The sequence below is a fragment of the uncultured Dokdonia sp. genome, from assembly GCF_947492815.1.
Lineage (GTDB): Bacteria > Bacteroidota > Bacteroidia > Flavobacteriales > Flavobacteriaceae > Dokdonia.
On record NZ_CANLOB010000019.1, the window covers coordinates 81409 to 106454 of the forward strand.

A 25046-nucleotide genomic window follows, 5' to 3' on the forward strand; every position below is an offset into this window, starting at 1 on the left:
ACTATTCGATCAAAATCAACTAATTTCCGATGAAATCACATAAAATTCATATGGTTATACCGTAGTTAAGAGCTCTTTTTCTTGATATGTCTTAATTCCTAGTGCTATCATATTTGTAATATGAGTTGTTAAGTTGTCATCTATTTTTTTGATATGAAAACAACTTTTTCCTTTAAGACATTTACGTAATTCTGGCGCGATATCTTTAAAAACTTCAGGGTCTGTATAAATAGGAAAAAAGTATAAGCGCACATCTTTAGGTTTTGGCATCACACTAGCAAAATAAAAGCCATTTACCTTTTGTTTTCCTTGTAGGGTAGGGATGGTTCCAGCAGCTTCTAATACGGTTGCTTCATCTTTTCTAATTTGTAGCGGTCCTATATGTTCTTTGATCATAGAACGCAGTATTTGGTCCATTTCTTTAGGGTCGGTTATCATATGTCAAAAGTGTTTTCTAGGTACATTCCATCTTGTATGTTTTTCCATTCAGAAATAAGATTTGAATATTCCAGACGTATATTATTAAGAGTTTGTTCTGTTAAATGATCAGGATAAGGAAGTTGATTCTCCTGTAGTATTTTTTGAGTTTCTTTTATAAAGTTAATAGGCTTCTCAGCATTAAACTGTTCTATAGTAAGCAAATTTACTAAGTGTTCTGTGATAATTGATTCTTTTGGAAGATTGGCACTTGTTAATGCAACTGGTTTTTGATGTTCAGGTAATTCAAAATCTGATATGTTGACTCCTTGAGATACGAGTCCATAAAATGCATTTGTAAATCCTAACCCTTTTTCTACAGCAATATGAGCGAGATCGTGATATTCTGTATTAGGATGTAATTTAGACCATGTTTCGCTTTTATCTGCTCGGATACATTTTAAAATTGTAGCTTTATGTATACGTTTATGTAATTGAATGGTAAGCATATTGGAAAGGTACTATAATTTTAAAAAATACTTAATAAGTTCATAAAAATATAGGATGTAAGTTGGTATGCAAGTCTTATTTTTGACATCTCTAAATTCGTGTAGAATTTATTACAATTCTAATAATAGCATAGGTTTTAGCTCGTCATGCAGATTCAAAGATATACTAAGGAGTTTCGGCAAAATACACTTATAGCAGCGCCTATTGCTTTAGGTCAATTAGGGCATATTTTAGTTGCCTTTATTGATAACCTCATGGTAGGGCGTTTGGGGGCTGCCCAGCTAGCAGCAGTGAGTTTGGGAAATAGCTTGGTATTTATAGCATTGTCATTAGGAATAGGGTTTTCTTTTGCAATTACACCTTTAATAGCAGAGACAGACGGAGCAAACAATATCAAAAAGGGACGTTTGCATTTTCATCATGGAGTCATTATGTGTGCTGTAAACGGCATTGTTTTATTTCTTGCTTTATTGGTGGCAAAGCCTATTTTGTATTACTTAGATCAGCCTAAGGAAGTGGTCGAACTAGCAATTCCATATCTTGAGATTGTCGCTTTTTCTATGATTCCCTTAATGATATTTCAAGCCTTTAAGCAGTTTGCAGATGGGTTATCTCAAACACGTTTTGCCATGTATGCTACATTGATTGCCAATGTAATTAATGTCATCTTTAATTATTTCTTGATATATGGGATTTGGATTTTTCCAAGACTTGAAGTAGAAGGTGCTGCATGGGGCACGTTAATTTCTCGCTTCTTTATGTTGGGATTATTAATATATATGCTTTCGCGAAAGCGTACCTTTACCCCGTATTTTCAGATTTCAAATTTCTCTCATATTAAATGGGCAGAATTTAAAGAGTTATTTCGTTTAGGATTCCCTACAGCATTACAAATGCTTTTTGAAGTAGCTATTTTTACAGCAGCTATATTCCTGTCAGGACTGCTTGGTACAAATGCACAAGCAGCAAATCAGATAGCACTTAACCTTGCCTCAATGACTTTTATGATTGCCGTAGGTCTGGGCGTAACCGCTACAATTCGTGTAGGAAATCAGAAAGGGAGAAAAGATTACCCTAATTTAAGACGTATAGCAATTTCCATTTTTATACTTGTCTTCTTAATCGAAGCTGTATTTGCAGTGCTATTTATTGTTTTTAAAGATGTCTTTCCAGCAATTTATATAGATGATACCGAGGTGATTATTATTGCCGCTCAATTACTAATTGTAGCAGCGTTATTTCAATTAAGTGATGGTATTCAAGTTACCATATTAGGAGCCTTAAGAGGGCTTCAAGATGTAAATATTCCTACTGGAATCTGCTTTATAGCTTATTGGGTGATTGGGTTTCCTATTAGTTGGTATTTAGGGAAGGCAGACCAAATGGGAACGCAAGGTGTTTGGGTAGGGTTACTAGCGGGATTAACCGCTTCTGCAGTGATGCTCTATTTTAGATTTAACTACCTTAGCAAAAAATTAATTAGGAGTACATCTCAAGAGCATATCACTGCTAATTAAAATAGTATAATACGATATATTGATTCATTAATACGATAGTAAATGACAGTTCCAAAGTTTCTTTTAGGCGATCACTCTGAGTATGGAGATGCTATTTTTGTAATTCATACAGAGTTTCCTAGATTTATTATAGATCTTACCAAAGATGAAATCCAATGGTTTGAAGAGTTTGATAAACAAGATGAAGCAGAACTTGCTACCGAAACTGAAAATGCCATCAAAGAAGCAACGGCTTTTTATGATGCAGAAATTGCAAAATACGAAGACGGCTAAACACACATGGAAACAATTGTAGCATATGATCAAGAGCTTTTCTTGTTTCTGAATAATCTTGGCTCAGAAACTTGGGATGGGTTTTGGCTGGTCGTTACCAATAAACTGTCTTCTATACCGCTATATGCTTTATTACTGTTTTTTATCTATCAGAAATTTGGCTTGAAAGGGATGCTTATTACGATGGTAGTTGTAGCAGCAATGATTACCGCTACAGATCAGCTTTCAGATTTTTTTAAAAATTTTATACAAAGACCTCGTCCTTGTAAGTTATTTTCTTGGGAAGAAACAATGCGTTTCATAGCACCTCGTTGTGGTAGATATGGGTATTTTTCTGGACATGCTACAAGTAGTATGGCTACAGCTGTTTTTGCAGGGCTTGCTTTACAAGCAAAATACCGAAATCTTATTTTTATACTTTTATTCTGGGCATTTTTTGTAGGGTATAGTCGTATTTATGTAGGAGTACACTATCCATTAGACGTTCTTACTGGAATGGTAGCTGGCGGAATATTAGGATTTACTTTTTATAGAATACAACAGTTTTTTGTTACTAAGTATACCTAGTGTTTTTAGGTTAAAAAACATCAGTTTTTAATGCTTATGTTAACGTAAATTAACATACCCCTTTTTTCTTTTTAAGTATCTTCGAGCTTTAATTATAAGCATACCCTTATGAAAGTTTTTCGCCTTTTAATCCTACTATGTGGTGTTTCTGTTATTTCTTCTTGTGAAGAAGATAAAACAACTACAATTACAGAAGAATCTAAAGAATTTAATGTCCCTTTTGAAAAGTTTACCCTAGATAATGGTTTGACAGTGCTATTACATAAAGATACCTCAGATCCTGTTGTTGCTGTTGCATTAACAACGCATGTAGGATCTGCCAGAGAAATAGAAGGCAGAACAGGGTTTGCACATTTATTTGAACATTTACTATTCTTAGAATCTGAAAATCTAGGAAAGGGAGGACTTGATAAAATGAGTGCTCGTATTGGAGGATCAGGAGCAAATGGTTCTACAAGTAGAGATAGAACAAATTATTTCCAAACCGTACCTAAAGATGCTTTAGAGAAAATGATCTGGGCAGAAGCAGATAAACTAGGGTGGTTTATTAATACTGTAACTGACCCTGTGCTTGCGAAAGAAAAACAAGTAGTTAAAAATGAAAAGCGCCAAGGTGTCGATAATAGACCTTATGGACATGTAGAATATGTTATTGATAAAAACCTATATCCTGAAGGACACCCTTATAGTTGGCAAGTGATAGGATCTTTAGAAGATTTACAAAATGCTACATTACAAGATGTGAAAGATTTTTATAATCGTTGGTATACTCCTAATAATACAGTATTAACCATTGCAGGAGATTTTGATACAGCACAAACAAAAGCATGGGTTCATAAGTATTTTGATGAAATCAAAAGAGGTGAAAAAATACCTTCTTTAGAGAAGCCAACAATAACAGTTTCTGAAACTAAGAAGCTATATTACGAAGATAATTTTGCACGCGTACCTCAGCTTACAATGACATGGCCTACTGTGCCCCTATATCATAAAGACTCCTATGCGCTTGATATGCTTGCTAGGTATCTTTCTGATGGCAAACAAGCTCCTTTTAATGTAGTATTAATAGATGATAAACAACTTACCTCTAATGTGAGGATGTCTAATTATGCTTCAGAATTAGCTGGGCAATATCGCATTCAAGTACGTGCTTTTAACGGTAAAGATTTAGATGAAGTCTCAAAAAGTATTGATAACGCTTTCGCGAAATTTGAATCAGAAGGTATCCCTCAGTCTGCGATAGATCGTATAAAAGCTGGACAAGAAACCAACTTTTATAATAGTCTTTCTAGTGTGTTAGGCAAGGGATTTCAGTTAGCGCAGTATGAGATATTTGCTAATGATCCAGGGTTTATTGCAAAAGACATCGAAAATATCTTAGCCGTTACCACAGAAGATGTAATGCAAGTGTACAATAAGTATATTAAAGGTAAAAATTATATCGCAACTAGCTTTGTTCCTAATGGACAAGTAGATTTAGCATTAGAATCATCTACACTAGCTGAAGTTGTTGAAGAAAAAATAGTAGAAGGAGCTGAAGAATCTTTTGATGCAAGTGTCGTAGCTAGCTATGAAAAAACACCTTCTTCTTTTGATCGCTCTATAGAACCTGCATATGGGAACTCTCCTTCATTAACCATTCCTGAGGTATGGCAAACAACGCTTTCTTCAGGTATAAAAGTGTATGGGATAGAAAATAAAGAAGTGCCATTGGTGCAATTTCAATTAAGTTTTGATGGAGGCTTATTGTTAGAAAACCCAGAGAAAGTAGGTGTTTCAAATTTAATGGCTCAATTAATGACTAAAGGAACAGCTACTAAAACTACGGCAGAACTTGAAGAAGCTATTGAAGGTTTAGGTGCATCTATTAATGTATTTGCAGGAAATGAAAGTGTCGTTGTAACAGGAAATACACTTGCTAAAAACTATGAAGCTACAATAGCTTTAGTAGAAGAAATTATATTACAACCTCGTTGGGATAAAGAAGAATTTGATATTATCAAGCAAAGTGTGATGAATCAAATAGTACAGCAACAAGCAAGTCCTAATAGAATTGCTACTAATGAATATGCAAAACTTATCTATGGAGATACCCATATATTATCTCATAATCAATTAGGGACACTAGCTTCTGTGACTACAATTACATTAGAAGATTTAAAAGCATTTTATAAAAACTTGTCTCCTACAGTTGGTAATATGTATGTCGTAGGAGATGTTCAAGAAAACACCGTTGTATCATCCTTAGAAAAGATTAATGAAAATATGGTAGCAACAGAAATAGTAATCCCTACCTATGAAATGCCAGAACGACCCGCGCAATCTAAAGTATATTTTTATAACGTACCTGGAGCAAAACAATCCGTATTGCGTTTTGGATATCCAGCATTAGCTGCTACAGATCCAGATTATTATCCAGCACGTGTTATGAATTATCGTCTAGGAGGAGGAGGATTTGCTTCTCAATTTACACAACAATTACGAGAAGGAAAAGGATATACTTATGGGATTAGATCAGGATTTTCAGGGACCGCACTTCCTGGTTCCTTTACAATTTCAAGTGGTGTGCGTTCTAATGTGACCTATGAAAGTGCAGCATTAGTAAAACAAATATTGGCTAATTACGGAGAAAATTTTAGTGAGGAAGATTTAGAAGTATCAAAAAGTTTCTTAATTAAAAGTAATGCACGTGCTTTTGAAACCTCAGGAGCAAAATTAGGAATGCTTTCTAATATTTCTGAACTCAATCTTCCTGTAGATTACGCAAAACAACGTGAAGCTAGAGTTAAAGAAATGACAGTAGCAGATATCAAAGCCCTTTCTGCTAAATATTTAGATCCTGATAAAATGATTTATTTGGTAGTAGGAGATGCAAAGACGCAGCTTAAAAAATTAGAACAGCTAGGATATGGAACGCCAGTTTTGTTAAATCCTAAAGAAGAGATTAAGAAGTAAGTCTTTTATGAAAAATACATGCTTCTTCTTAGTTCTTGTTATGGCAAGTCTTGCAGTACTTAGTTGTTCTCAAAAGAAAGAAATAGTAGACCCAATAGATGCCTATTTTAAGTTGGTTAGACCAGAATTTAAAGGAGATGTAGCATTTAATACGACTGCTTTTGTAGAACAGTTCTGGAGAGTTGCAGGGAATACAGGATTCAATAAAACAGTTTATAAGATTGTTGAAGAATTAGAGACTGCTGGGTTTGTAGAAGAATCTAAAGCAAGTATAGAAGAAACCCTTACCTATAGGATAGAAAAAAGGGTCATGCAAAGACCTACTTGGGAACCTGTAGATGCTAGGCTTAGTATTCAAGGAGAAGAAATTCCTTTGTTAGAATACAAGACCAATAGAAATATGATCTATCAATATGCTAGTTCAACACCAGCAGAAGGTGTTACAGCTGAGATTGTATATGTAGAAAACGTAGATGATATTGATGAATTAGATCTTAAAGGTAAAATAGTATATACAAACGCCAATCCCTATAGGTTTTATAAAAGTGCCATTGTACATGGAGGAGCGTTAGGACTAATTACGTATAATAATCCTGACTATTTACAACCAGAAAAAAATATAACTTCTATTCAGTTTAGAGGGGTTCCATACAATAAAGAAATACCAGTTTGGGGGATTGCATTGTCATATCAAGCAAAAGAAAGACTCGAAAAAGCATTAGCTAAAGGTAAAGTTACTGTAAATGCTTTCGTGAAAACGAATATATACCCATCAGAGGAGCTCACGGTAGTTGCTAACGTAAAAGGTTCAGAGTTACCAAAAGAGAGTCTTGTCTTTAGTGCGCATATTCAAGAGCCAGGTGCAAATGATAATGCAACTGGTGTGGGAACTCAGTTAGAGATGGCTTTAATTACAGCAAACCTCATCAAAAATAAAAAGCTAAATCTTACAAGAACATTGACATTTCTTTGGGGAGATGAGATTATCTCGACACGTCGTTATATAGAAGAAAAAGAAAAACGCACCTCAGCTATTAATTGGGGAATTAGCCTTGATATGGTAGGGGAGAATACAGCTATTACAGGCGGTACTTTTTTAATAGAAAAAATGCCAGACCCAAGTGCTATTTGGACACGAGGGAATGATAAACACTCAGAATGGGGAGGTAAGCCATTAAAGCTAGAAGAAATGAAACCACATTACCTGAATGATTTTATAATAAAAGTTTTTGAAGATCAAGGCAAACATGCCAATTGGGAAGTAAAAACTAATCCTTTTGAAGGTGGTAGTGATCATACACCGTTTTTAGATGCTGACCTTCCAGGGATTTTACTTTGGCATTTTACAGATCAATTTTATCATACAGATAATGACCGTATTGATAAGGTGTCTAAAAAAACAATGACAAATGTTGGAATTGCTGCTTTAGTAAGTGCATATACATTACTTAATAGTGATGATACTACTAAAAATTGGATGATAGAAGAGATCATTGAGAAAGCTAAGGGACGATTAACCATAGAGTTTGATCTTAGTAAAGAAGCTATCGCAAACGGAGCCACTAAGGAAAGTCAAATAGAAATTTTGAATGCTTGGAATGATTGGTATATAAAAGCAATAGCAACAACCAAAGATATGACTGCAACATCTTATACAAATAATAATTCTAAGAAGGAGGCGCAAGAAGAAATCAAGATGTTTACAGAAAACCTTTTGAAACAATTATAGTCAAACTAATCGTTACCCTTTTCTCTTTATCCATACATTCAAAAGCATTCCAAATACGACAAGGGTCATCCCAACAATAGGCCAAAAGGCGTATTTCTCGTCAAATAAGAAAAAACCAAATAGTAATGCATATACTAGTTCCATATATTTAATAGGAGCAACTGTACTGGTATCTGCTAGTTGAAAAGCCCGTGTTAAGAAAATCTGACCTACAAGACCTAATATTCCGATAATAGAAACCCACCACCATTCTTGACCCACAGGCATACGCCAAAACTGAATAAAAAATAAACTACCTACAATCGAAAAGACCATAAAGTAATTGATAATGGTGAGGTAATGCTCACGTGATCCTAAATACCGTACAATGGCAAAAACACCACCTACAAGAATTGAAGAAAACATAATGAGTATAAAACTCATCGTATCTATTCTCAAATCAACACCTTTCATAATAAAGGCACCCGCTATAGAAATGATAAGACTGATCCATTGTCCTAGCTTTACGACTTCTTTTAAGAAGAAATAAGCAAGAATAACACTAAATATAGGCGCTGTATACCGCAAGGCAACTGCCGATCCTAATGGAATATCTTGTACCACTTTAAAAAATAATGCAAGCGATACAAAACTCAATACCCCTCTAAGGCTTAACCACACAACATTTTTCCCTAGTATAGGAACTTTTTTAATAAGCATGTAAGGGAAAATAAAGATAAAAGTTCCAAAAGCCCTAAAGAAAACTACTTGAAGTGGGTGAAAGTCTTGTAAGTATTTTGCCAGAAGATTCATCCACGCAAAGGCGAATGCAGCAATAAGCATATAGACAATTCCTCTACCCATAGAGACTGTTTTGTTTATAGTACAAAAGTACAATATAAAGAAGTAGGCAATACTATTTGAAGCCTGAGTTTTATCTTTTAGATGATATAAAATATGTATACGCTTTCGCGAAAGCGTATAAAAAGAATATTAGCGTCTGTTAATAATCTCTTGGATATTTCTTTTAAATGTAATACTATCAGATGGGTGTGGTGCAATAGCGAGTGCTACATTATTGTCACTATTTATAATGGTGTAACGAGGTACATACACCTTATTATTTTTTCTGGCTTTTAATAATTTAAGGAGTTTTGATTTAAAAGGTCTTACAAATCGATAGTGTTTTTCCTTTGGAATATATTTTTGAAGTTGGTTGGTTTTTTTTAGCCATTTCTCTTGATCTTCATCGGCAGATATATAGATCCAATCTGTACCGTATTCGGCCGCGAGATTTTCTTTAAAGTCCTTGGTGGTTTTCATCTCCTTAATACAAGGCGCGCACCAACTTGCCCAAAAATCGAAAGCACGTATATTGCCTTTTGTATCCTGTAATAATGCTCTTAGGGTAATGGTATCTAATGTAGTTGAGAGTAATTTTTCATCTAGAATGTGATCAGGAATACTATTTCCTATAATTTCCATACTTGTCTGTATGGTATGCATGGTCTCTGTGTATGAAGGCTTATCTGTTCTTGATAAAAGCTCGTTAATAGCATTTTGCATGATCTCCATATCTTTTGCGCCACGACCAAACCCTTTTTCATTATAATCATAAATCAATCTCCCTAATGTGAAAGTTTTTAATTCGCCGTCAAGGTTTTCGTCTATAAACTTTTTTTCCGCTAAGAATGTTTCTTTAGAGTAGTTGAGGTAATCGTATTCTGCAAAATAATGCCGTATCATTTTACTCAATGTTCGTTTAAAATAATCGTTATTTACATACTCAGGTTTTTGGAAATCATTTATAGTAACTTGATCATAGTACGTATTGAAATTGAGCATTTCTTTTTCTGAATTATATCTAGAAGATCGCAGTGTAGAAAGAAGTCCTTCGCCATTATTAAAGTTATTAATAACCGCTCCTTCTACGGTAGGTTTAATCGATCTAGGACTTACAAGTTGATATAAATATTCAAACTTCATCTCATCAGCTACACTAGTTTTAAAGGTTTCTGATGTTTCGGGGTGCTCTTTTATAAACGTATCAAATAGTTCTTTACGTGCATCACGCATTGCGACTACATCTTTTTTATAGGTAGTGATATCTCCAGTAAAGTTTGGCCATTGCATTTCTGGAGATGTAATTTTTGAGAAAAAGTTGTTTTCAGGACCATCCGCTTTATGAAAAGTAACTGTGCCATTTTCTAAATGAAAATAAATAGAATCCAGAGGATTAATAAGAGCTCTTGTATTATAAAAGCCAGAATTACCAAAAGCCATAATTTCTATGATTTGAGGTTTGGCAATATTATGTAATACCATTTCTAAAGTATCTCCTCTCATTTTCTTATCATAATGAATATCTGGTTGCCCAACGAGTTCAGAAAAATCTAAAAGATTCATATACTCTAAATCATCTTGCTTTTGGGCAGAGGCAAATAAGTAAACGTCTTGTGATTTTGGATTTTTCTTTTCTAGTTGTTGTTTGGTATTTTCTTCTTGATGAGGTATCTCTTTTTTACATGAAGATACAAATAGTAAAATGCAGGCTATTGTTAAGAAAGGTAACAATGATTTTTTAATGATTGATGTCATTTAGTATGTATTGATGCGTTTTTTAGGCATCAAAAACTACGCCATTAAAAAAGCGAATCCTGTTAAGATTCGCTTTTTGTTTATAGTTTTTTACGCTTTCGCGAAAGCATAAAAGAGATTTCATATAAGAAGGATATTATTCTTTGATCAAACTTCTAGAGATTACAATTTTCTGAATTTCTGAAGTTCCTTCATAAATCTGAGTGATTTTTGCATCACGCATTAAACGTTCTACGTGATATTCTTTTACAAAACCATTTCCTCCATGCACTTGAACGGCCTCTACAGTATGTTCCATCGCTACTTTTGAAGCGTATAATTTTGCCATTGCACTTGAGCGATCGTAGTTGTTTCCTTGATCTTTATCCCATGCCGCTTTCATAACTAGGTGACGTGCAGCATCTATTTCTGTGTACATATCAGCAAGTTTAAAAGCAATCGCTTGGTGATTGCATATTTCTGTTCCGAACGCTTTACGTTCTTTAGAATATTTAAGTGCTAACTCATACGCACCTGAAGCAATACCTAATGCTTGAGCAGCAATTCCGATACGTCCACCAGAAAGCGTTTTCATAGCAAATTTGAATCCGAATCCATCTTCTCCAATACGGTTTTCTTTAGGTACTTTTACATCATTAAATTGTAATGTGTGCGTATCACTACCTCTAATTCCTAATTTATCTTCTTTAGGACCTATTTCAAAACCAGGCATTCCTTTTTCTACAATAAAAGCGTTGATACCACGGTGTCCTTTTGATCTGTCTGTTTGTGCAATGACTAAATATACATCAGAACGTCCCCCGTTAGTAATCCAGTTTTTTGTTCCGTTTAATACATAGTGATCTCCTTTGTCTTCTGCTGTAGTAGCTTGTGAAGTCGCATCAGAACCTGCTTCTGGCTCACTTAAACAAAAGGCTCCTACAAATTCACCAGTAGCAAGCTTTGTAAGGTATTTTTGCTTTTGCTCTTCGTTACCATAGGCTTCAAGACCATAACAAACTAAAGAGTTATTTACAGATACAATTACAGAAGCAGAAGCATCTATTTTAGATAACTCTTCCATAATTAATACATATGAGATAGCATCCATACCACTTCCTCCGTATTTAGGATCTACCATAATACCTAGAAAACCTAGGTCTCCCATTTTTTTGACAAGTTCAGCAGGAAATTGCTGCTTCTCATCACGTTCTATAACACCAGGAAGTAATTCTGTTCTAGCAAAATCACGTGCTGCGTCACGTATCATTAAATGTTCTTCAGTTAAACTAAAATCCATAAGAGGAAAATTTTTTTAAGAATTATGTAAAAATTGTATGCAAAGATACTAGAATCTTACATTTTTCTCAATAATTTTAACGTGATGGAAAGAAAATACTATAACGTTGTCGGAGTCATGAGTGGTACCAGTCTAGATGGTATTGATTTTGCGTATCTAAAAATCACTATAAAACCTACGTATAACGCTCAAATTATTACAGCAGAAACCCAGTCATACCCTGATGCTTGGATAAAAAAATTACAAGCTGCTGTTCATTATAATGCACGTGACCTTCAAGAACTAAATAAATCCTACACTCAATATTTGGGAGAGGCGATTCATCAATTCATTGAGAAAAATAAAATTCCTCGAGATACACTAGATGCCATATGTTCTCACGGACACACTATTTTACATCAACCCGATCAAGGTTATACCTTACAGATTGGAAATCTTCCAGAGATTGCTAGTATTGTAAAATGTAAAACGGTATATGACTTTAGAGTACAAGATGTTACTTTAGGAGGTCAAGGAGCTCCTTTGGTACCTATTGGAGATCAATTGTTATTTTCTACCTATGATTATTGTATCAATTTAGGTGGTTTTGCAAATGTATCCATGCAAAAAGAAAACACGCGTATTGCTTACGATATCTGTGCTGTAAATACAGTACTTAATACATATGCGCTACAATTAGGAAAGGCGTATGATGATGGGGGCGCTTTCGCGAAAGCGGGTACAGTAAATATTCCATTACTAGATGACCTGAACGCATTATCATTTTTTAAGAAATCACCACCAAAATCTTTAGGGATAGAATGGGTACAAGAACATATCTTTCCAATAATAAGCAATTATAAAATACCGCCGAAAGATGTATTGGCTACTTTTACAGAGCATATTGCACAACAACTGGCAAATCAAATAAAAGAAAATAGTGCTGTTTTGATTACTGGAGGAGGAGCCTATAATACGTATTTAATGGAACGATTGCAGGCATTAAAAAAATGTGAAGTCATAGTACCAGACAATGTGCTTGTTGAATACAAAGAAGCACTGATTTTTGGATTGTTAGGAGTGTTGAAATTAGAAGGCAAAAATAACTGTTTAGCGAGTGTCACAGGGGCTCGAAAAGATCATAGTTCTGGGGTTGTTATAGATTATTCTTATTGATTTTTGCTTGTATTATAAGAATAAAATATAATCTCAAATTTAACAATCATATTTTTCTGAATATTAGATACTTGAAATTTAATTATGTAAGCTGAATTACATTTTTAACATTCTGATTTACAGTTATGTAGTAAGGTTGTGGTTTTGAGTTTGACATAAAGAATGACAATGAGTTAGTTTTTAACCCCAAAACAGAACAACTATGTATGTAATTTACTACGATCCAGGATGTGTATATTCTCTTATATGTTTAGCAATTTTGAGAAGTAAAAAAGTAAATTATAAGAAGGTAAAGTATCTTAAAGAACCCCTTACATTAGAAACCATTCAAAGCCTTATTAAAAAATTAAATATTTCTGCCGTAGACCTTATTAGACAAGATCATCCAGATTGGAAAAATTTTTATAAACATTTAGAGTTGACAGAAGAAGAGATCATGCACTTAATGTTAGAAAATCATGGACTTATTGTTAGACCTATTATAGTGAATGATGATCAGGCTGTTATAGGGCGTCCTCCTAAAAAAGTAATTCGTTTATTAAGCAAGAATAAAGAAACTGTTAAGAGCTATACAAATGAAAATACAATCCTTTCGTAAGTAAGATATTCGTAATTTAATCTTAGTTTTTCTATTTATATTATAGATTCTTTAGTGAATAACTACATTGTACTTTTTATATTTGTAATACCCTATAATTATTATAAAGGTGTACATACTATATGAGAGGACTACTTGCAAAGTACGAAGATAAAACCCCAGAAATTGTTTTTCACTGGAATGACCCAGAAACAGAAGCAGAAGGTTGGGTAGTTATTAATTCTTTAAGAGGTGGTGCTGCCGGTGGTGGTACACGTATGAGAAAAGGACTGAATATGAATGAAGTGCTTTCATTGGCAAAAACCATGGAAGTAAAATTTACAGTTTCAGGTCCTGCTATTGGAGGTGCAAAATCAGGAATTAATTTTGACCCTAAAGATCCTCGTAAAAAAGGTGTTTTAGAACGTTGGTATAAAGCAGTTTCTCCATTACTCAAGAGTTACTATGGAACAGGTGGTGATTTAAATGTAGATGAAATTCATGAAGTAATACCTATTACTGAAGAAAGTGGCGTATGGCATCCTCAAGAAGGTGTTTTTGCTGGGCACTTTCAACCTACAGATGCAGATAAAATTAATCGTATAGGGCAATTACGCCAAGGAGTGATAAAAGTGATAGAGAATCCAAAGTTCTCTCCTGATGTTACACGTAAATATACAGTGGCAGATATGATAACGGGTTATGGTGTAGCAGAGGCTGTACATCATTATTACGATATCTATGGAGGGGATATAAAAGGAAAGAGAGCTGTTGTACAAGGTTTTGGAAATGTGGGAGCCGCTGCAGCTTATTATCTAGCTCAAATGGGAGCAAAGATAGTTGGGATCATCGATATTGTAGGTGGGCTTATTAACGAAGAAGGATTTACTTTTGAAGAAATTCAAGGGATGTACCTCAACAAAAAAGGAAATACACTTGGAGAAGAAAATCTCATTCCTTTTGCAGAAATGAACGAACGTATATGGAATCTTGAAACGGAGATATTTGCACCTTGTGCTGCTTCTAGATTGATTACTCAAGACCAAATAGATCGAATGATCGATACTGGGTTAGAGGTGATCTCATGTGGAGCTAATGTTCCTTTTGCAGATAAAGAAATATTTTTTGGTCCCATTATGGAGCACACTGATGCGAAGGTGAGTCTAATACCCGATTTTATTTCAAACTGCGGAATGGCGCGTGTATTTGCTTATTTTATGGAGCGTAAAGTTCAAATGACAGATGATGCTATTTTTAGTGATACTTCGCTGACAATCAGAAATGCGATCCAAGAAACATATGATCAAAATAAAAACACAAAAAATATTAGCAATACTGCTTTTGAAATTGCTTTAAAACAACTACTTTAAAAGCTTCTTAAACACCAACTTTTTATGGAATCTGTGATTATACTCATTTTTGTTATTGGCTATTTGTCAATTACCCTTGAACATCCTTTAAAACTTGATAAAACAGTGCCTGCACTTATCATGGCTTCATTAATGTGGGCCTTTTTAGCAGTAGGCTTTAGTCAAGGATGGTTTAATGTAATTGATTCTCATGAGCATGTATATAGTTTTTTAACAGGAGGTGATGATGCCATGCATGGTTTTGAAAATACATTGTTACATCATCTTGGGAAGACTGCAGAGATACTGGTGTTTCTGATCGGAGCAATGACTATTGTAGAAATTATTGATTTACATCGTGGTTTCGAAATCCTTAAGTCAGTAGTACGTACAAAGAGTAAAAAACGACTATTATGGATTATAGGAGTTTTAGCTTTTATCCTATCAGCAATTATTGATAACCTAACGGCAACGATTGTTTTAATTACGCTATTGCGAAAATTAATTAGCAATAAAAACGAAAGACTTTGGTTTGCTGGTATGGTTGTGATCGCTGCAAATGCAGGAGGAGCATGGTCACCTATTGGAGATGTAACGACAACCATGTTATGGATTGCAGATAACGTTTCTGTAATGGGACTTATAAAAACACTCGTACTCCCTTCTATATTATGTTTTGCAGTGCCTTTTGGTATCGCTATGTATTTACCCGCTTTTAAAGGAGATATAGAAGTAGAAGAACTAGAAGACGATGAAGAAGCTGGGCGTTTATTGAGTAGTAAAACGATGTTGTTTCTAGGATTAGGAATGATTGTTTCTGTACCTATTTTTAAAACATTAACGCATTTACCTCCATATATGGGAATGATGTTAGCATTAGGTGTTGTTTGGCTAGTATCAGAATACATTCATCCTGAAGAAGATTTTTCTAAAGAACGTCGTCATTTATATTCTGCTCACAAAGCATTATCTCGTATAGAAATCAGTAGTATCTTATTTTTCTTAGGAATATTAATGGCTGTAGGAGCTTTAGAAACACTTGTATATGGTGCAATAGGAGGGCAAGAAGTAGGTACGCTACGTTATTTAGCCGAAGTCCTACAAGCAGCTATTCCAAATCAAGATGTAGTAGTAGCCTTATTAGGGGTATTCTCAGCAATTATTGATAATGTACCATTAGTAGCAGCTTCTATAGGAATGTATAATGAACCAATAGATAGTAATCTGTGGCATGCTATTGCCTTTGCAGCAGGAACTGGAGGTAGTATGTTAATTATCGGATCTGCCGCTGGAGTTGCCGCTATGGGAATGGAAAAAATAGATTTTATCTGGTATCTTAAAAAAATATCTTGGCTCGCAGCAGTAGGGTTTTTAGTAGGTTACATCTACCTAGTTATTATGTTCTCATTATAACACATACTTATTCCCCAGATAATTCGTTATGAACTTAACTAATCCTAAATTATGATTAATATGTTATTGCAAGATGGCGTTCAAGAAGCCGCCGATGCACTTACTACAGATGAGCCTGTAGAAAAAACACTTTCTATAATAGATCTCCTTCTTACAGGAGGAGTCTCTGGTATGGTGATTATTGGTGTTTTATTTGTATTACTTTTTGTAGCCATTTATATTTATTTTGAACGCTTATTTGCCATTAAAGCAGCTTCAAAAATAGATGGAAACTTTATGAACCAAATTCGGGATAATGTTTCTAATGGAAATATAGAAGCAGCAAAAATACTATGTGCTCAAACAAATTCTCCTGTAGCAAGATTAACGGCAAAAGGAATCTCTAGAATTGGAAATCCATTAGAAGATATTAATACGGCTATAGAAAATAGTGGTCGACTTGAAGTGTATCGATTAGAAAAAAATGTAAGCGTACTGGCAACAATTGCTGGAGCTGCTCCAATGATAGGATTCTTAGGAACTGTAATCGGAATGGTACTTGCTTTTCATACATTAGCAACCAGTAGTGGACAAGCAGATATGGGTACACTAGCTGAAGGTATTTATACCGCTATGACAACAACAGTAGCAGGTCTTATTGTAGGTATTATAGCTTATATGGGATATAATCATCTTGTGGTACGTACAGATAAAGTAGTACATGCCATGGAAGCAAATGCAGTAGATTTCTTAGACTTACTTAACGAACCTATCTAGTATGAACCTCAGAGGAAGAAATAAAGTAAGCCCAGAGTTCAGTATGAGTTCTATGACAGATATCGTATTTCTGTTATTAGTCTTCTTCCTATTGACATCTCCTGCGATTACGCCAGATGCATTAGATCTTATATTGCCAAAAGCAAAGGGTAAAAGTAGTAATAAGCCTAATGTCTCAGTTAGTATCACTAAGGATTTAGATTACTACGTAGACAAAGAACGTGTTCCTCGATCCAATGTTAAGAGTGCTGTTATAGAGGCGCTTTCAAATGCTGAAGAGAGAGTGATTTTCCTTCGAGCAGAAGGAGATGTGGCTCTTAAAAATGCTGTGGATATTATGGCTTTAGGAAATGAGATTAAAGCTAAAGTAATCCTTGCAGTAGATCCTAATCAGAAGTGATAATTATGTGATTAGTAACTACCAGTTCAATGTTTTAAAGCTTTTGCAAAAGACCAATGGTTATTGCGAATATTAAATATATACTCACACTAAAAATTGAATACATAAAAGTGCCCTATTTAGATACCCCACATAAGAAAAAATCCTTTACCATAAGTAGTATTATTATGGCGATCATATTATTGCTTATGTTTTGGGTAGGGATGGATTATCTAGATCCTCCACCAGAAGGAGGAATTGCTGTAAATTTTGGAACTTCTAGCGTTGGATCAGGAAATGTACAGCCTACAAAGCCAGTAGCATCTGCTCCGAAAAATACAGCGCCAGAGCCTGTACCTACACCACCTCAACCAGAAATCACAGAAGAGGTAGTAACACAAGACACAGAAGATGCACCAGTCATAGAAGAAAAACCTGAAGAAACTCCTAAGCCTGAAGTAGAAAAACCTGTGGAAAAACCAGAGGAAAAGCTTGTAGAAGAAGCAAAGCCAGACCCTACACCAGATAAGAGTACCACAAATGCACTAGATGCTTTAATTAATGGTCCTAAAAAAGATGGTACTGCACAAGGAGGAGAAGGCGATGATAATCAAGCTGGAGATAAAGGCGATCCTAATGGTGATCCAAATGCATCTAGTTATTACGGAACAGGAAAAGGTTTAGATGGTGATGGTAATTACCAATTAGGAGGGCGTAAAGCCTTAGGAAAACCAAAACGTGTACAAGAATGTAACGAAGCGGGAATCGTAGTGGTAAGTATAGAAGTAGACCGTACTGGAAAAGTAATTAAAGCGGTACCTGGTGTTCGCGGTACAACCAATAATACAAAATGCCTTTTAGATCCTGCAAAAGCAGCAGCACTTGCCACAAAATTTAATGCAGATTCAAAAGCACCTTCTAAACAAATAGGAAAAATCGTCTATCGTTTTAGCCTTTCTGATTAAAAAATAAACTTCATTTTAGTATAATTGACAAGCTTTACGTCTTTATTGACATCATAAAGCGTGTAAGTGATTTTTTGTTTGTCGACTCAATGGGCATATAAAAAATTAACTTAAATCATACGCGCAAAATGGAAAATCAAATTAAGAATGCACTACTAGATCTTAAAGAATTATTAGGAAAAGGACAATTCATAGAAGCAATGGAAAAATACCTTGCTGATGATGTAGTTTTACAAGAGGCTAATAACGAACCTAAAGTCGGAAAAGAAACAGCACTTCGTGCAGAAAAGGAACTTTTGGCTACTGTAACTGATTTTGGGGGGTATGAAATGAAAAATATTGCTGTAAGTGGAGATACGTCTTATTATGAAGCAGTAATGGAATTTACAACAAATGATGGTGTCTCTCATAGATTCGAACAAGTAAATCGTACCGTTTGGAGAGATGGTAAAATTATAAATGAACGCTACTTTCACGCGTAAATACTAGAAATTAGATTCTTATATCTAGAGCAGTTCCATTACGGAACTGCTTTTTTATTTGCAAAATTTACAAACTTCACATTTCCTTTTTGGTAGTTTTTATATCAAGACCTCTTTTTCTTTGTGTATCTTTAACAAGCATTATGAAATAGAACTTCGTGATGAGGGTTAAAACAGCAATGAAATATGACGTTTTCTGAGTTTTAGCATAGCATCGCTATGGTTAAGCTTAAAAACGTAGTGCAACGATATATTTTACAGCAGTTTAAAGATGGAATAGATTTTCTATTTCATAATGCGGGTTTAAAATCAAAAGCTAACTGTTATGAAAATTAGAACGTTATTTTTACTAGTCATTGCCTGTTTTTTAGGGTTGGTTATTGTGCAGTGCACTACGAAACAAGACGCAAAAGAAACGCTAACCGAAAAAAAATATCCCACAGGAAAATCACCATTTGATCTGATGTTTATGCAACGCGCGTATCCTACTGGTGAGTTAAAACCAAATGCTTATAGAGAAGCTGCATTATGGAAGCAAGAGCTAGAGGAAAATTCAACACGAAATACAGAGAATGATTGGAATTTTGTAGGACCTGTCAATATAGGAGGTCGTATTACAGATATAGAAATTGTTTCAGAAACAAATGATATTATATATGTGGCTGCTGCTTCTGGGGGAATTTTTAGAACGGTAGATAATGGTGTGAATTGGGAACCTATCTTTGACGATCAGCCGATGCTTGCCATTGGAGATATGGAGGTTTCTAAAAGTAATAGTAGCATTATAGCTGTTGGCACAGGAGAGGTGAATGCAGGAGGAGGATCACTTGCGTATGATGGAGATGGTGTGTATGTAAGTAATGATGGAGGAGATACATGGGACTCAAGAGGATTAGAAGAAGTCGGGAGTATCGGAAAAGTAATTATTGATCCAACAAATCCTTTAGTGATGTATGTAGGGGCTATGGGACCATTGTTTAAAAATGATACCAATAGAGGTGTGTATCGTACTACCGATGGAGGGACTACTTGGGAGCAAATATTATTTATAAGTGATAAAACGGGAATTGTAGATATGGCCATTCACCCTACAGATGCAGCTATTCTATATGCTGTTGCTTGGGAGCGTGAGCGTACTCCAGAAAATAGAAGTTATGGCGGAGAAACTTCAGGGATTTATAGATCTACCGATGGGGGAGATAATTGGGAAGAGCTCACTACAGGACTCCCAACAGAAGGAAGTCAAAAAGGAAGAATAAGTATTGATATTGCTACATCTAATCCAAATGTATTATATGCATCTTATGCAGATGAGATAGGGTCTGTGCAAGGATTTTATAAGTCTACTAATGGAGGAGATTCTTGGTCTGAAATCAATAGTTCGCAAATTGTAAACGTAGGATTTCATTGGTGGTTTGGAGGACTGTTTATCAACCCTGAAGATGAAGATGAGGTATACCATGTAGGATTTGAAATACAAAAAACAACTGATGGCGGCGATACATGGCAATTTGCATTTCCAGGAGTTCATGTAGACCAGCATGCTATGGCTTTTCATCCTGACGATGCCTCAAATGTGTTTCTTGGAAACGATGGAGGTTTATACACTAGTACCAATAGCGGTGCTACTTCAGTAAAAGATTTAACACTTCCAATTACCCAGTTTTATCGTTTTACAGCAGAAACTAACGGTAGATTATATGGAGGCTCTCAGGATAATAGTACAATGCGTACAATTACTGGTAGTGCAGATGATTGGACAATTATTAATGGAGGAGATGGATTTCAGCCATTAATTAATAAAGACAATAATGCTATTATATATGCATTGGCACAGCGTGGTAGTTTGCGAAGATCTACAAATGATGCGGCTTCTTTTCAAACCATTTTAAATGGAATAGAACCTTCAGATCGAAATAACTGGGATACACCTATTGCCTTCGATCCTCATAATAATGATATTTTATATTACGGGACACAGCGCGTCTATAGAACTATAAACGGTGGAGATTCTTGGAGTGCAATAAGTGGCGATCTAACCAATGGACCAAGTACTGGAAATCTAAACTTTGGCTCCTTAACAAGTATAGATGTTTCTACACTCGATCACGATATTATTTATACAGGAGCCGATGATGGGAGTGTTTGGAGAACACTTGACGGAGGAACTACTTGGGAGAATATATCCTCTGCATTACCAAATCGCTGGGTGACCAAAGTAAAAGCATCTACGCAGAATCCTCAGGAAGTTTTTGTAACCCTTTCTGGATATCGTTTTGGAGAAAATGATGGGCATATATTTCATAGCTTCGATGCTGGAGATACATGGACAGATATAACCGCAAACTTACCCGATATTCCAGTAAATGATATAGAATTTAGTATCTATGAAGGGTATTTTGTAGCGACAGATGTAGGCGTGTTTAGAGCTTTTGAGCCTGGGGACGATTGGGAAGTATTTGGAGATTTACCATCGGTTGTTGTAAATGATTTATATATAGGTGATGATTTCTTACTATATGCTGGTACATACGGTCGTTCTGCTTATAGAGCCTATGTAGGTGAGCTAAGTGTAGAAGAATTTTCGAAAGATAATATACTGTCTGTGTTTCCTAATCCAGCTTCATTAGAAACAACATTTGTTTTAGATCGATTGATTCCTGATGCAGACTTAATTATATATAATCAGTTAGGACAAGTAGTACTTCAGCAAAAAATAGAAACACTAAGGGAAACCATATCCATCCAAAACTTATCAAAAGGAATGTATTTTGTGCAAGTGAAAGGAAACAATGAAGTATTTTCGCGTAAGCTTATTAAAAATTAAATCTTAGTACCATCACATATCAAGAAACATTAGACTGGTTATTTACGCAGCTTCCTATGTATCAAAATCAGGGAGCCACTGCTTATAAAGAAGATCTAGGGAATACGATAGTGCTTTCAGAGCATTTAGGAAATCCTCACACAATGTTTAAATCAGTACACATAGCTGGTACCAACGGAAAAGGTTCTACAAGTCATATGTTGGCTTCGGTTTTGCAGGAAGCAGGCTATAATGTAGGCTTGTATACTTCACCGCACTTAAAAGATTTTAGGGAACGTATACGTATTAATGGGCTTCCTATATCTGAAACACAGGTTGTCGATTTTATAAAAAATAATAAGTCGTTTTTTGAAGAACATAGACTGTCATTTTTTGAAATGACTGTAGGTATGGCATTTGATTATTTTGCTTACGAAAAAGTAGATATTGCTATTATTGAGGTTGGACTAGGAGGGCGATTAGATAGTACTAATATTATTACTCCAGAAGTTGCGGTGATTACCAATATAGGATTGGATCATATGCAGTTTTTAGGAGATACGCACGCTAAGATTGCTTTTGAAAAAGGCGGTATTATCAAAGAAGGAATTCCTGTGGTAATCGGAGAGTATCATCCTGAAACGGAAGAGGTGTTTGGTACGCTTTCGCGAAAGCGTAATGCGTCACTACACAAAGCGTATACATTTGATGCACTTCCAATGAAATCTGACTTAAAAGGGACGTATCAGAAACATAACATCAGAACGGTACAGGTAACGGTGGCGCAATTACAGAAAAAAGGATATGGGATAGGAATACAACATATAGCCAAAGGATTATTGAATGTTGTGAAGAATACGGGACTTCTGGGGAGATGGCAATTACTAGGAGAAAACCCAGCTATTATTTGCGATACGGGTCATAATAAAGAAGGGCTTTCTTTTGTGTTACCTCAATTAGAAACCATAGCTTATGAACGCTTGCATATTGTATTAGGGGTCGTGTCTGATAAGGATTTAGAAAGTATATTGCCTCTATTTCCTAAGCATGCTATGTATTATTTCTGTAAACCCTCTGTTGCTAGAGGGATGTCTGCTGTAAGGTTGCAAGAAACAGCAGCTCGTTTTGATCTCAAAGGATATCATTATGAATCTGTAAAAGAGGCATTGCAAATGGCTAAAAAAGATGCGACATCTGAAGATCTGATTTTTGTAGGAGGTAGTACATTTGTAGTTGCAGAAGCACTTTAACTTGTAATTATAATTACATAACGATGATGTCTTATTTATTATAATAAGCGTTGTAATACTCCGTATATAAAGATTCTATAGGTTTTAGTTTTTTTGCTTCTACATGATGCAATTCCAAAGATTCAATAGTTCTACGATATTTAGAGTTTTTTTTAGATCCTGAATTGCCTTTAAAAGTTACTTCAATATGAGCGTCTTTAGCTAATGATTTAATTTCATATAGATTAGAAATGTCTTGTTCTCTCGTGAAATGTGAAAATTTAGTAACTGTAAAATCAGTTCCTGCGTAAAAAGCAATGGAATCTCCTTGTTTGAAATTTAAAATAGCATTGTTTTCTTTAGGGATGACAATCGCTTCATCTATGCCATTTTGAAGTTTAAAAATAACGAGGTGTTTTTTAGTGCGGTTCGTAATTTTTAATTGCTCGTTGTTTGTGTCAGGATTTGTTTGGATCGTATTAAATGTTTTTGGATATGGGTTTGTAAAAGGAGTAACAGTAATAATTCTTTTGGCATCTTGATCATCGCCTCTTAAAACTTTATTTTTTAAACTATATAAAAAGCGTATATGCGTATCTTGAGTACGGTTTTTAGTTTTTTCAGATAGTGTGGTATATCCGGGAACAATGACTCGTTCTTCCTCATTTGTTTTAGGAATGTCTTCTCCAATAGCAGGCTCAGAAATCGTTGCTTCTATTGTTCTGTCTTCTTCAAGTATAGGGATTTCTTCTTCAGAATCAGTATATGAGTTTTCTTGATCGCTTTCATAGTCTTTGATCATTTCCCCAAAACTATACTCCTCTGTATACTCATCATTATAAGGAGTAGTGTTTCTGTTGATAAAAGGGAGAGAAACTAGCGCAGCAATAAAAATAACAGATGCAAAAGCAATAATGGTATAGGTAGTTTTAGAATTAGTACGCTTAGGATTTGATGTATTGAATGATACAACGTCAGTATTAAATTTGCTAGATTTTGCCATAGAAGCATTTTTTGTAAATACTTCTTGTTGCTGTTGATTAGGAAAGGATAGTTTTCCAAAGGCAATCATGGTAGAGATTGCAAAAGCCCATTCATTGTTTCTAGTACTCTGATTGAGATTGTAAGTACGTACAATAACACTATTGATTGCGGTTAATTCTTGTGATACTTCTTCTACGTAGAGGTTTACGCTTTCTACAAAACCGGCATTGTTTAAAAAAGAAATAGGAGTTTGGGATTCTTTAAGTTTTCCTTCAGTAATATAGTTTTTTGCAACGTTTAATTGTCTTTTGAAAAAGGTGACAATTTCTTGCTGTACCTCATCAGAAAAGAAACGTTTTAGAGATACAACTCTAGCTAATAGTTTGAATTTTTCTTCTTTAAAAAAATAATGAAGTGCTGGTGTAAGAGCTTCTAATATAAAAGGCGTTATATATGTTTTTGTTTCATCAGTTATAGCTCGCGGATCATAAGTAGCATTAAAAGAAGTGTCGTCTATGAGATTATAATTTTCTAAGAGTATGTTTTTTAGCCATAAGTGCTGTTCTATAAAAATAGTACCATCTCTTACAATAGAATTTTCAAGCTGACTAACTAATTGTGATAGTTCTGTTATTTTGATACTACTATCTAATGTTGCTTCAAATTCAAGTTGTTTTTGTATTTGTTCAATTCGGTATGCATTTATAAAACGTATCGTTTCTATAGTAATGCTTAATTCATCTATTAGCGAAAGGTATTTCAAGAATGATTTTTGAGCTAAGATATTAAAATTAATAATGAGGTTTTCTAATTCTATATAAGGGAGTTATAGGGTAGTTTTAATTTTTTTTTCGAAAGAACTAATTATTTTTTACTAAAACGTTTTACACTCACAAACTTTAGCTTATATTTGCACCCGCATTGCAAGAAAGGGCGCGTAGCTCAGTTGGTTCAGAGCACTTGGTTTACACCCAAGGGGTCAGGGGTTCGAATCCCTTCGCGCCCACAATACTTTCTCAATGTAACAAGAAGTTCAACTTGTATAAAAATAGGGCGCGTAGCTCAGTTGGTTCAGAGCACTTGGTTTACACCCAAGGGGTCAGGGGTTCGAATCCCTTCGCGCCCAC

The 25046-nt window shown here is 34.9% G+C and carries 21 protein-coding genes and 2 tRNA genes; 17 read left to right on the forward strand and 6 right to left on the reverse strand.

The window, feature by feature from the left end:
• Positions 1–54: 54 nt before the first annotated feature.
• Positions 55–438 carry a hypothetical protein gene (locus tag Q1A01_RS16190; RefSeq protein WP_299683085.1) on the reverse strand — a complete coding sequence of 128 codons (384 nt, stop codon included), beginning with the start codon at positions 436–438 and terminating at the stop codon, positions 55–57.
• Positions 435–926 (reverse strand): hypothetical protein, encoded by a 492-nt coding sequence (locus tag Q1A01_RS16195; protein ID WP_299683087.1) that lies wholly within the window; start codon positions 924–926, stop codon positions 435–437. The genes Q1A01_RS16190 and Q1A01_RS16195 overlap by 4 nt, the downstream gene beginning before the upstream one ends.
• Positions 927–1073: 147 nt before the next feature.
• Here Q1A01_RS16195 and Q1A01_RS16200 point away from each other — a divergent pair, with 147 nt between their 5' ends.
• From Q1A01_RS16200 to Q1A01_RS16220, 5 genes are all read left to right on the forward strand, one after another.
• Positions 1074–2444 (forward strand): MATE family efflux transporter, encoded by a 1371-nt coding sequence (locus Q1A01_RS16200; RefSeq protein WP_299683089.1) that lies wholly within the window; start codon positions 1074–1076, stop codon positions 2442–2444.
• 42 nt (positions 2445–2486) lie between these two features.
• On the forward strand, positions 2487–2717 hold the full coding sequence (locus tag Q1A01_RS16205; RefSeq protein ID WP_299683091.1) for a hypothetical protein: 231 nt from the start codon (positions 2487–2489) through the stop codon (positions 2715–2717).
• A 6-nt stretch (positions 2718–2723) separates the two neighbouring features.
• The gene (locus Q1A01_RS16210; protein ID WP_299683093.1) at positions 2724–3284 is read left to right on the forward strand and encodes a phosphatase PAP2 family protein; all 561 of its coding nucleotides are present in this window, start codon (positions 2724–2726) and stop codon (positions 3282–3284) included.
• Between the two features lie 108 nt (positions 3285–3392).
• Positions 3393–6239 carry a pitrilysin family protein gene (locus Q1A01_RS16215; protein ID WP_299683095.1) on the forward strand — a complete coding sequence of 949 codons (2847 nt, stop codon included), beginning with the start codon at positions 3393–3395 and terminating at the stop codon, positions 6237–6239.
• Positions 6240–6246: 7 nt separating this feature from the next.
• Positions 6247–7968 (forward strand): M28 family peptidase, encoded by a 1722-nt coding sequence (locus Q1A01_RS16220; protein WP_299683097.1) that lies wholly within the window; start codon positions 6247–6249, stop codon positions 7966–7968.
• A gap of 12 nt (positions 7969–7980) precedes the next feature.
• Here the strand turns inward: Q1A01_RS16220 and Q1A01_RS16225 are convergent, their stop codons facing one another.
• The 3 genes from Q1A01_RS16225 to Q1A01_RS16235 all read right to left on the reverse strand — a co-directional run bounded on the left by Q1A01_RS16225 (position 7981) and on the right by Q1A01_RS16235 (position 11824).
• Complete coding sequence (locus tag Q1A01_RS16225) at positions 7981–8811, reverse strand: DMT family transporter (RefSeq protein WP_299683099.1); 831 nt, start codon at positions 8809–8811, stop codon at positions 7981–7983.
• A 129-nt stretch (positions 8812–8940) separates the two neighbouring features.
• Positions 8941–10545 carry a thioredoxin-like domain-containing protein gene (locus tag Q1A01_RS16230; protein WP_299683101.1) on the reverse strand — a complete coding sequence of 535 codons (1605 nt, stop codon included), beginning with the start codon at positions 10543–10545 and terminating at the stop codon, positions 8941–8943.
• 136 nt (positions 10546–10681) lie between these two features.
• Positions 10682–11824 (reverse strand): acyl-CoA dehydrogenase, encoded by a 1143-nt coding sequence (locus tag Q1A01_RS16235; protein ID WP_299683103.1) that lies wholly within the window; start codon positions 11822–11824, stop codon positions 10682–10684.
• Positions 11825–11908: 84 nt separating this feature from the next.
• On the opposite strand from Q1A01_RS16235, the gene Q1A01_RS16240 reads away from it, so the two are divergent.
• From Q1A01_RS16240 to Q1A01_RS16285, 10 genes are all read left to right on the forward strand, one after another.
• The gene (locus Q1A01_RS16240; RefSeq protein ID WP_299683105.1) at positions 11909–12979 is read left to right on the forward strand and encodes an anhydro-N-acetylmuramic acid kinase; all 1071 of its coding nucleotides are present in this window, start codon (positions 11909–11911) and stop codon (positions 12977–12979) included.
• Between the two features lie 202 nt (positions 12980–13181).
• Positions 13182–13577, forward strand: a complete 396-nt coding sequence (locus Q1A01_RS16245; RefSeq protein ID WP_299683107.1) for an ArsC/Spx/MgsR family protein — start codon at positions 13182–13184, stop codon at positions 13575–13577.
• Between the two features lie 122 nt (positions 13578–13699).
• Positions 13700–14926, forward strand: coding sequence for a Glu/Leu/Phe/Val dehydrogenase dimerization domain-containing protein (locus Q1A01_RS16250; protein ID WP_299683109.1), 1227 nt, complete (start codon positions 13700–13702; stop codon positions 14924–14926).
• Positions 14927–14950: 24 nt separating this feature from the next.
• Positions 14951–16318, forward strand: a complete 1368-nt coding sequence (gene nhaD / locus Q1A01_RS16255; RefSeq protein ID WP_299683111.1) for a sodium:proton antiporter NhaD — start codon at positions 14951–14953, stop codon at positions 16316–16318.
• Between the two features lie 51 nt (positions 16319–16369).
• Positions 16370–17074, forward strand: coding sequence for a MotA/TolQ/ExbB proton channel family protein (locus Q1A01_RS16260; protein WP_299683113.1), 705 nt, complete (start codon positions 16370–16372; stop codon positions 17072–17074).
• A 1-nt stretch (position 17075) separates the two neighbouring features.
• A complete protein-coding gene (locus Q1A01_RS16265) occupies positions 17076–17474 on the forward strand; it encodes a biopolymer transporter ExbD (RefSeq protein WP_299683115.1) in 399 nt (132 codons plus the stop codon).
• Positions 17475–17641: 167 nt separating this feature from the next.
• A complete protein-coding gene (locus tag Q1A01_RS16270; RefSeq protein ID WP_299683117.1) occupies positions 17642–18418 on the forward strand; it encodes an energy transducer TonB in 777 nt (258 codons plus the stop codon).
• Positions 18419–18546: 128 nt separating this feature from the next.
• Positions 18547–18900: a nuclear transport factor 2 family protein gene (locus tag Q1A01_RS16275; protein WP_089372848.1), complete on the forward strand. Its 354-nt coding sequence runs from the start codon at positions 18547–18549 to the stop codon at positions 18898–18900.
• A 325-nt stretch (positions 18901–19225) separates the two neighbouring features.
• Positions 19226–21727 carry a T9SS type A sorting domain-containing protein gene (locus Q1A01_RS16280; RefSeq protein ID WP_299683121.1) on the forward strand — a complete coding sequence of 834 codons (2502 nt, stop codon included), beginning with the start codon at positions 19226–19228 and terminating at the stop codon, positions 21725–21727.
• Between the two features lie 11 nt (positions 21728–21738).
• Complete coding sequence (locus Q1A01_RS16285; RefSeq protein ID WP_299683127.1) at positions 21739–22956, forward strand: folylpolyglutamate synthase/dihydrofolate synthase family protein; 1218 nt, start codon at positions 21739–21741, stop codon at positions 22954–22956.
• Between the two features lie 31 nt (positions 22957–22987).
• Here the strand turns inward: Q1A01_RS16285 and Q1A01_RS16290 are convergent, their stop codons facing one another.
• Positions 22988–24682 (reverse strand): hypothetical protein, encoded by a 1695-nt coding sequence (locus Q1A01_RS16290; RefSeq protein ID WP_299683123.1) that lies wholly within the window; start codon positions 24680–24682, stop codon positions 22988–22990.
• Between the two features lie 168 nt (positions 24683–24850).
• Between Q1A01_RS16290 and Q1A01_RS16295 the strand changes: the two genes are divergently transcribed.
• Positions 24851–24925 (forward strand) — tRNA-Val (locus Q1A01_RS16295).
• 45 nt (positions 24926–24970) lie between these two features.
• Positions 24971–25045: transfer RNA gene (locus Q1A01_RS16300), tRNA-Val, on the forward strand.
• The last annotated feature ends 1 nt before the right edge of the window (position 25046 follow it).

Coding starts and splice junctions, on each gene's coding strand:
- Q1A01_RS16190 (WP_299683085.1), bottom strand. CDS start 438: ATGATAACCGACCCTAAAGAAATGGACCAAATACTGCGTTCTATGATC.
- Q1A01_RS16195 (WP_299683087.1), bottom strand. CDS start 926: ATGCTTACCATTCAATTACATAAACGTATACATAAAGCTACAATTTTA.
- Q1A01_RS16200 (WP_299683089.1), top strand. CDS start 1,074: ATGCAGATTCAAAGATATACTAAGGAGTTTCGGCAAAATACACTTATA.
- Q1A01_RS16205 (WP_299683091.1), top strand. CDS start 2,487: ATGACAGTTCCAAAGTTTCTTTTAGGCGATCACTCTGAGTATGGAGAT.
- Q1A01_RS16210 (WP_299683093.1), top strand. CDS start 2,724: ATGGAAACAATTGTAGCATATGATCAAGAGCTTTTCTTGTTTCTGAAT.
- Q1A01_RS16215 (WP_299683095.1), top strand. CDS start 3,393: ATGAAAGTTTTTCGCCTTTTAATCCTACTATGTGGTGTTTCTGTTATT.
- Q1A01_RS16220 (WP_299683097.1), top strand. CDS start 6,247: ATGAAAAATACATGCTTCTTCTTAGTTCTTGTTATGGCAAGTCTTGCA.
- Q1A01_RS16225 (WP_299683099.1), bottom strand. CDS start 8,811: ATGGGTAGAGGAATTGTCTATATGCTTATTGCTGCATTCGCCTTTGCG.
- Q1A01_RS16230 (WP_299683101.1), bottom strand. CDS start 10,545: ATGACATCAATCATTAAAAAATCATTGTTACCTTTCTTAACAATAGCC.
- Q1A01_RS16235 (WP_299683103.1), bottom strand. CDS start 11,824: ATGGATTTTAGTTTAACTGAAGAACATTTAATGATACGTGACGCAGCA.
- Q1A01_RS16240 (WP_299683105.1), top strand. CDS start 11,909: ATGGAAAGAAAATACTATAACGTTGTCGGAGTCATGAGTGGTACCAGT.
- Q1A01_RS16245 (WP_299683107.1), top strand. CDS start 13,182: ATGTATGTAATTTACTACGATCCAGGATGTGTATATTCTCTTATATGT.
- Q1A01_RS16250 (WP_299683109.1), top strand. CDS start 13,700: ATGAGAGGACTACTTGCAAAGTACGAAGATAAAACCCCAGAAATTGTT.
- nhaD (WP_299683111.1), top strand. CDS start 14,951: ATGGAATCTGTGATTATACTCATTTTTGTTATTGGCTATTTGTCAATT.
- Q1A01_RS16260 (WP_299683113.1), top strand. CDS start 16,370: ATGATTAATATGTTATTGCAAGATGGCGTTCAAGAAGCCGCCGATGCA.
- Q1A01_RS16265 (WP_299683115.1), top strand. CDS start 17,076: ATGAACCTCAGAGGAAGAAATAAAGTAAGCCCAGAGTTCAGTATGAGT.
- Q1A01_RS16270 (WP_299683117.1), top strand. CDS start 17,642: ATGGCGATCATATTATTGCTTATGTTTTGGGTAGGGATGGATTATCTA.
- Q1A01_RS16275 (WP_089372848.1), top strand. CDS start 18,547: ATGGAAAATCAAATTAAGAATGCACTACTAGATCTTAAAGAATTATTA.
- Q1A01_RS16280 (WP_299683121.1), top strand. CDS start 19,226: ATGAAAATTAGAACGTTATTTTTACTAGTCATTGCCTGTTTTTTAGGG.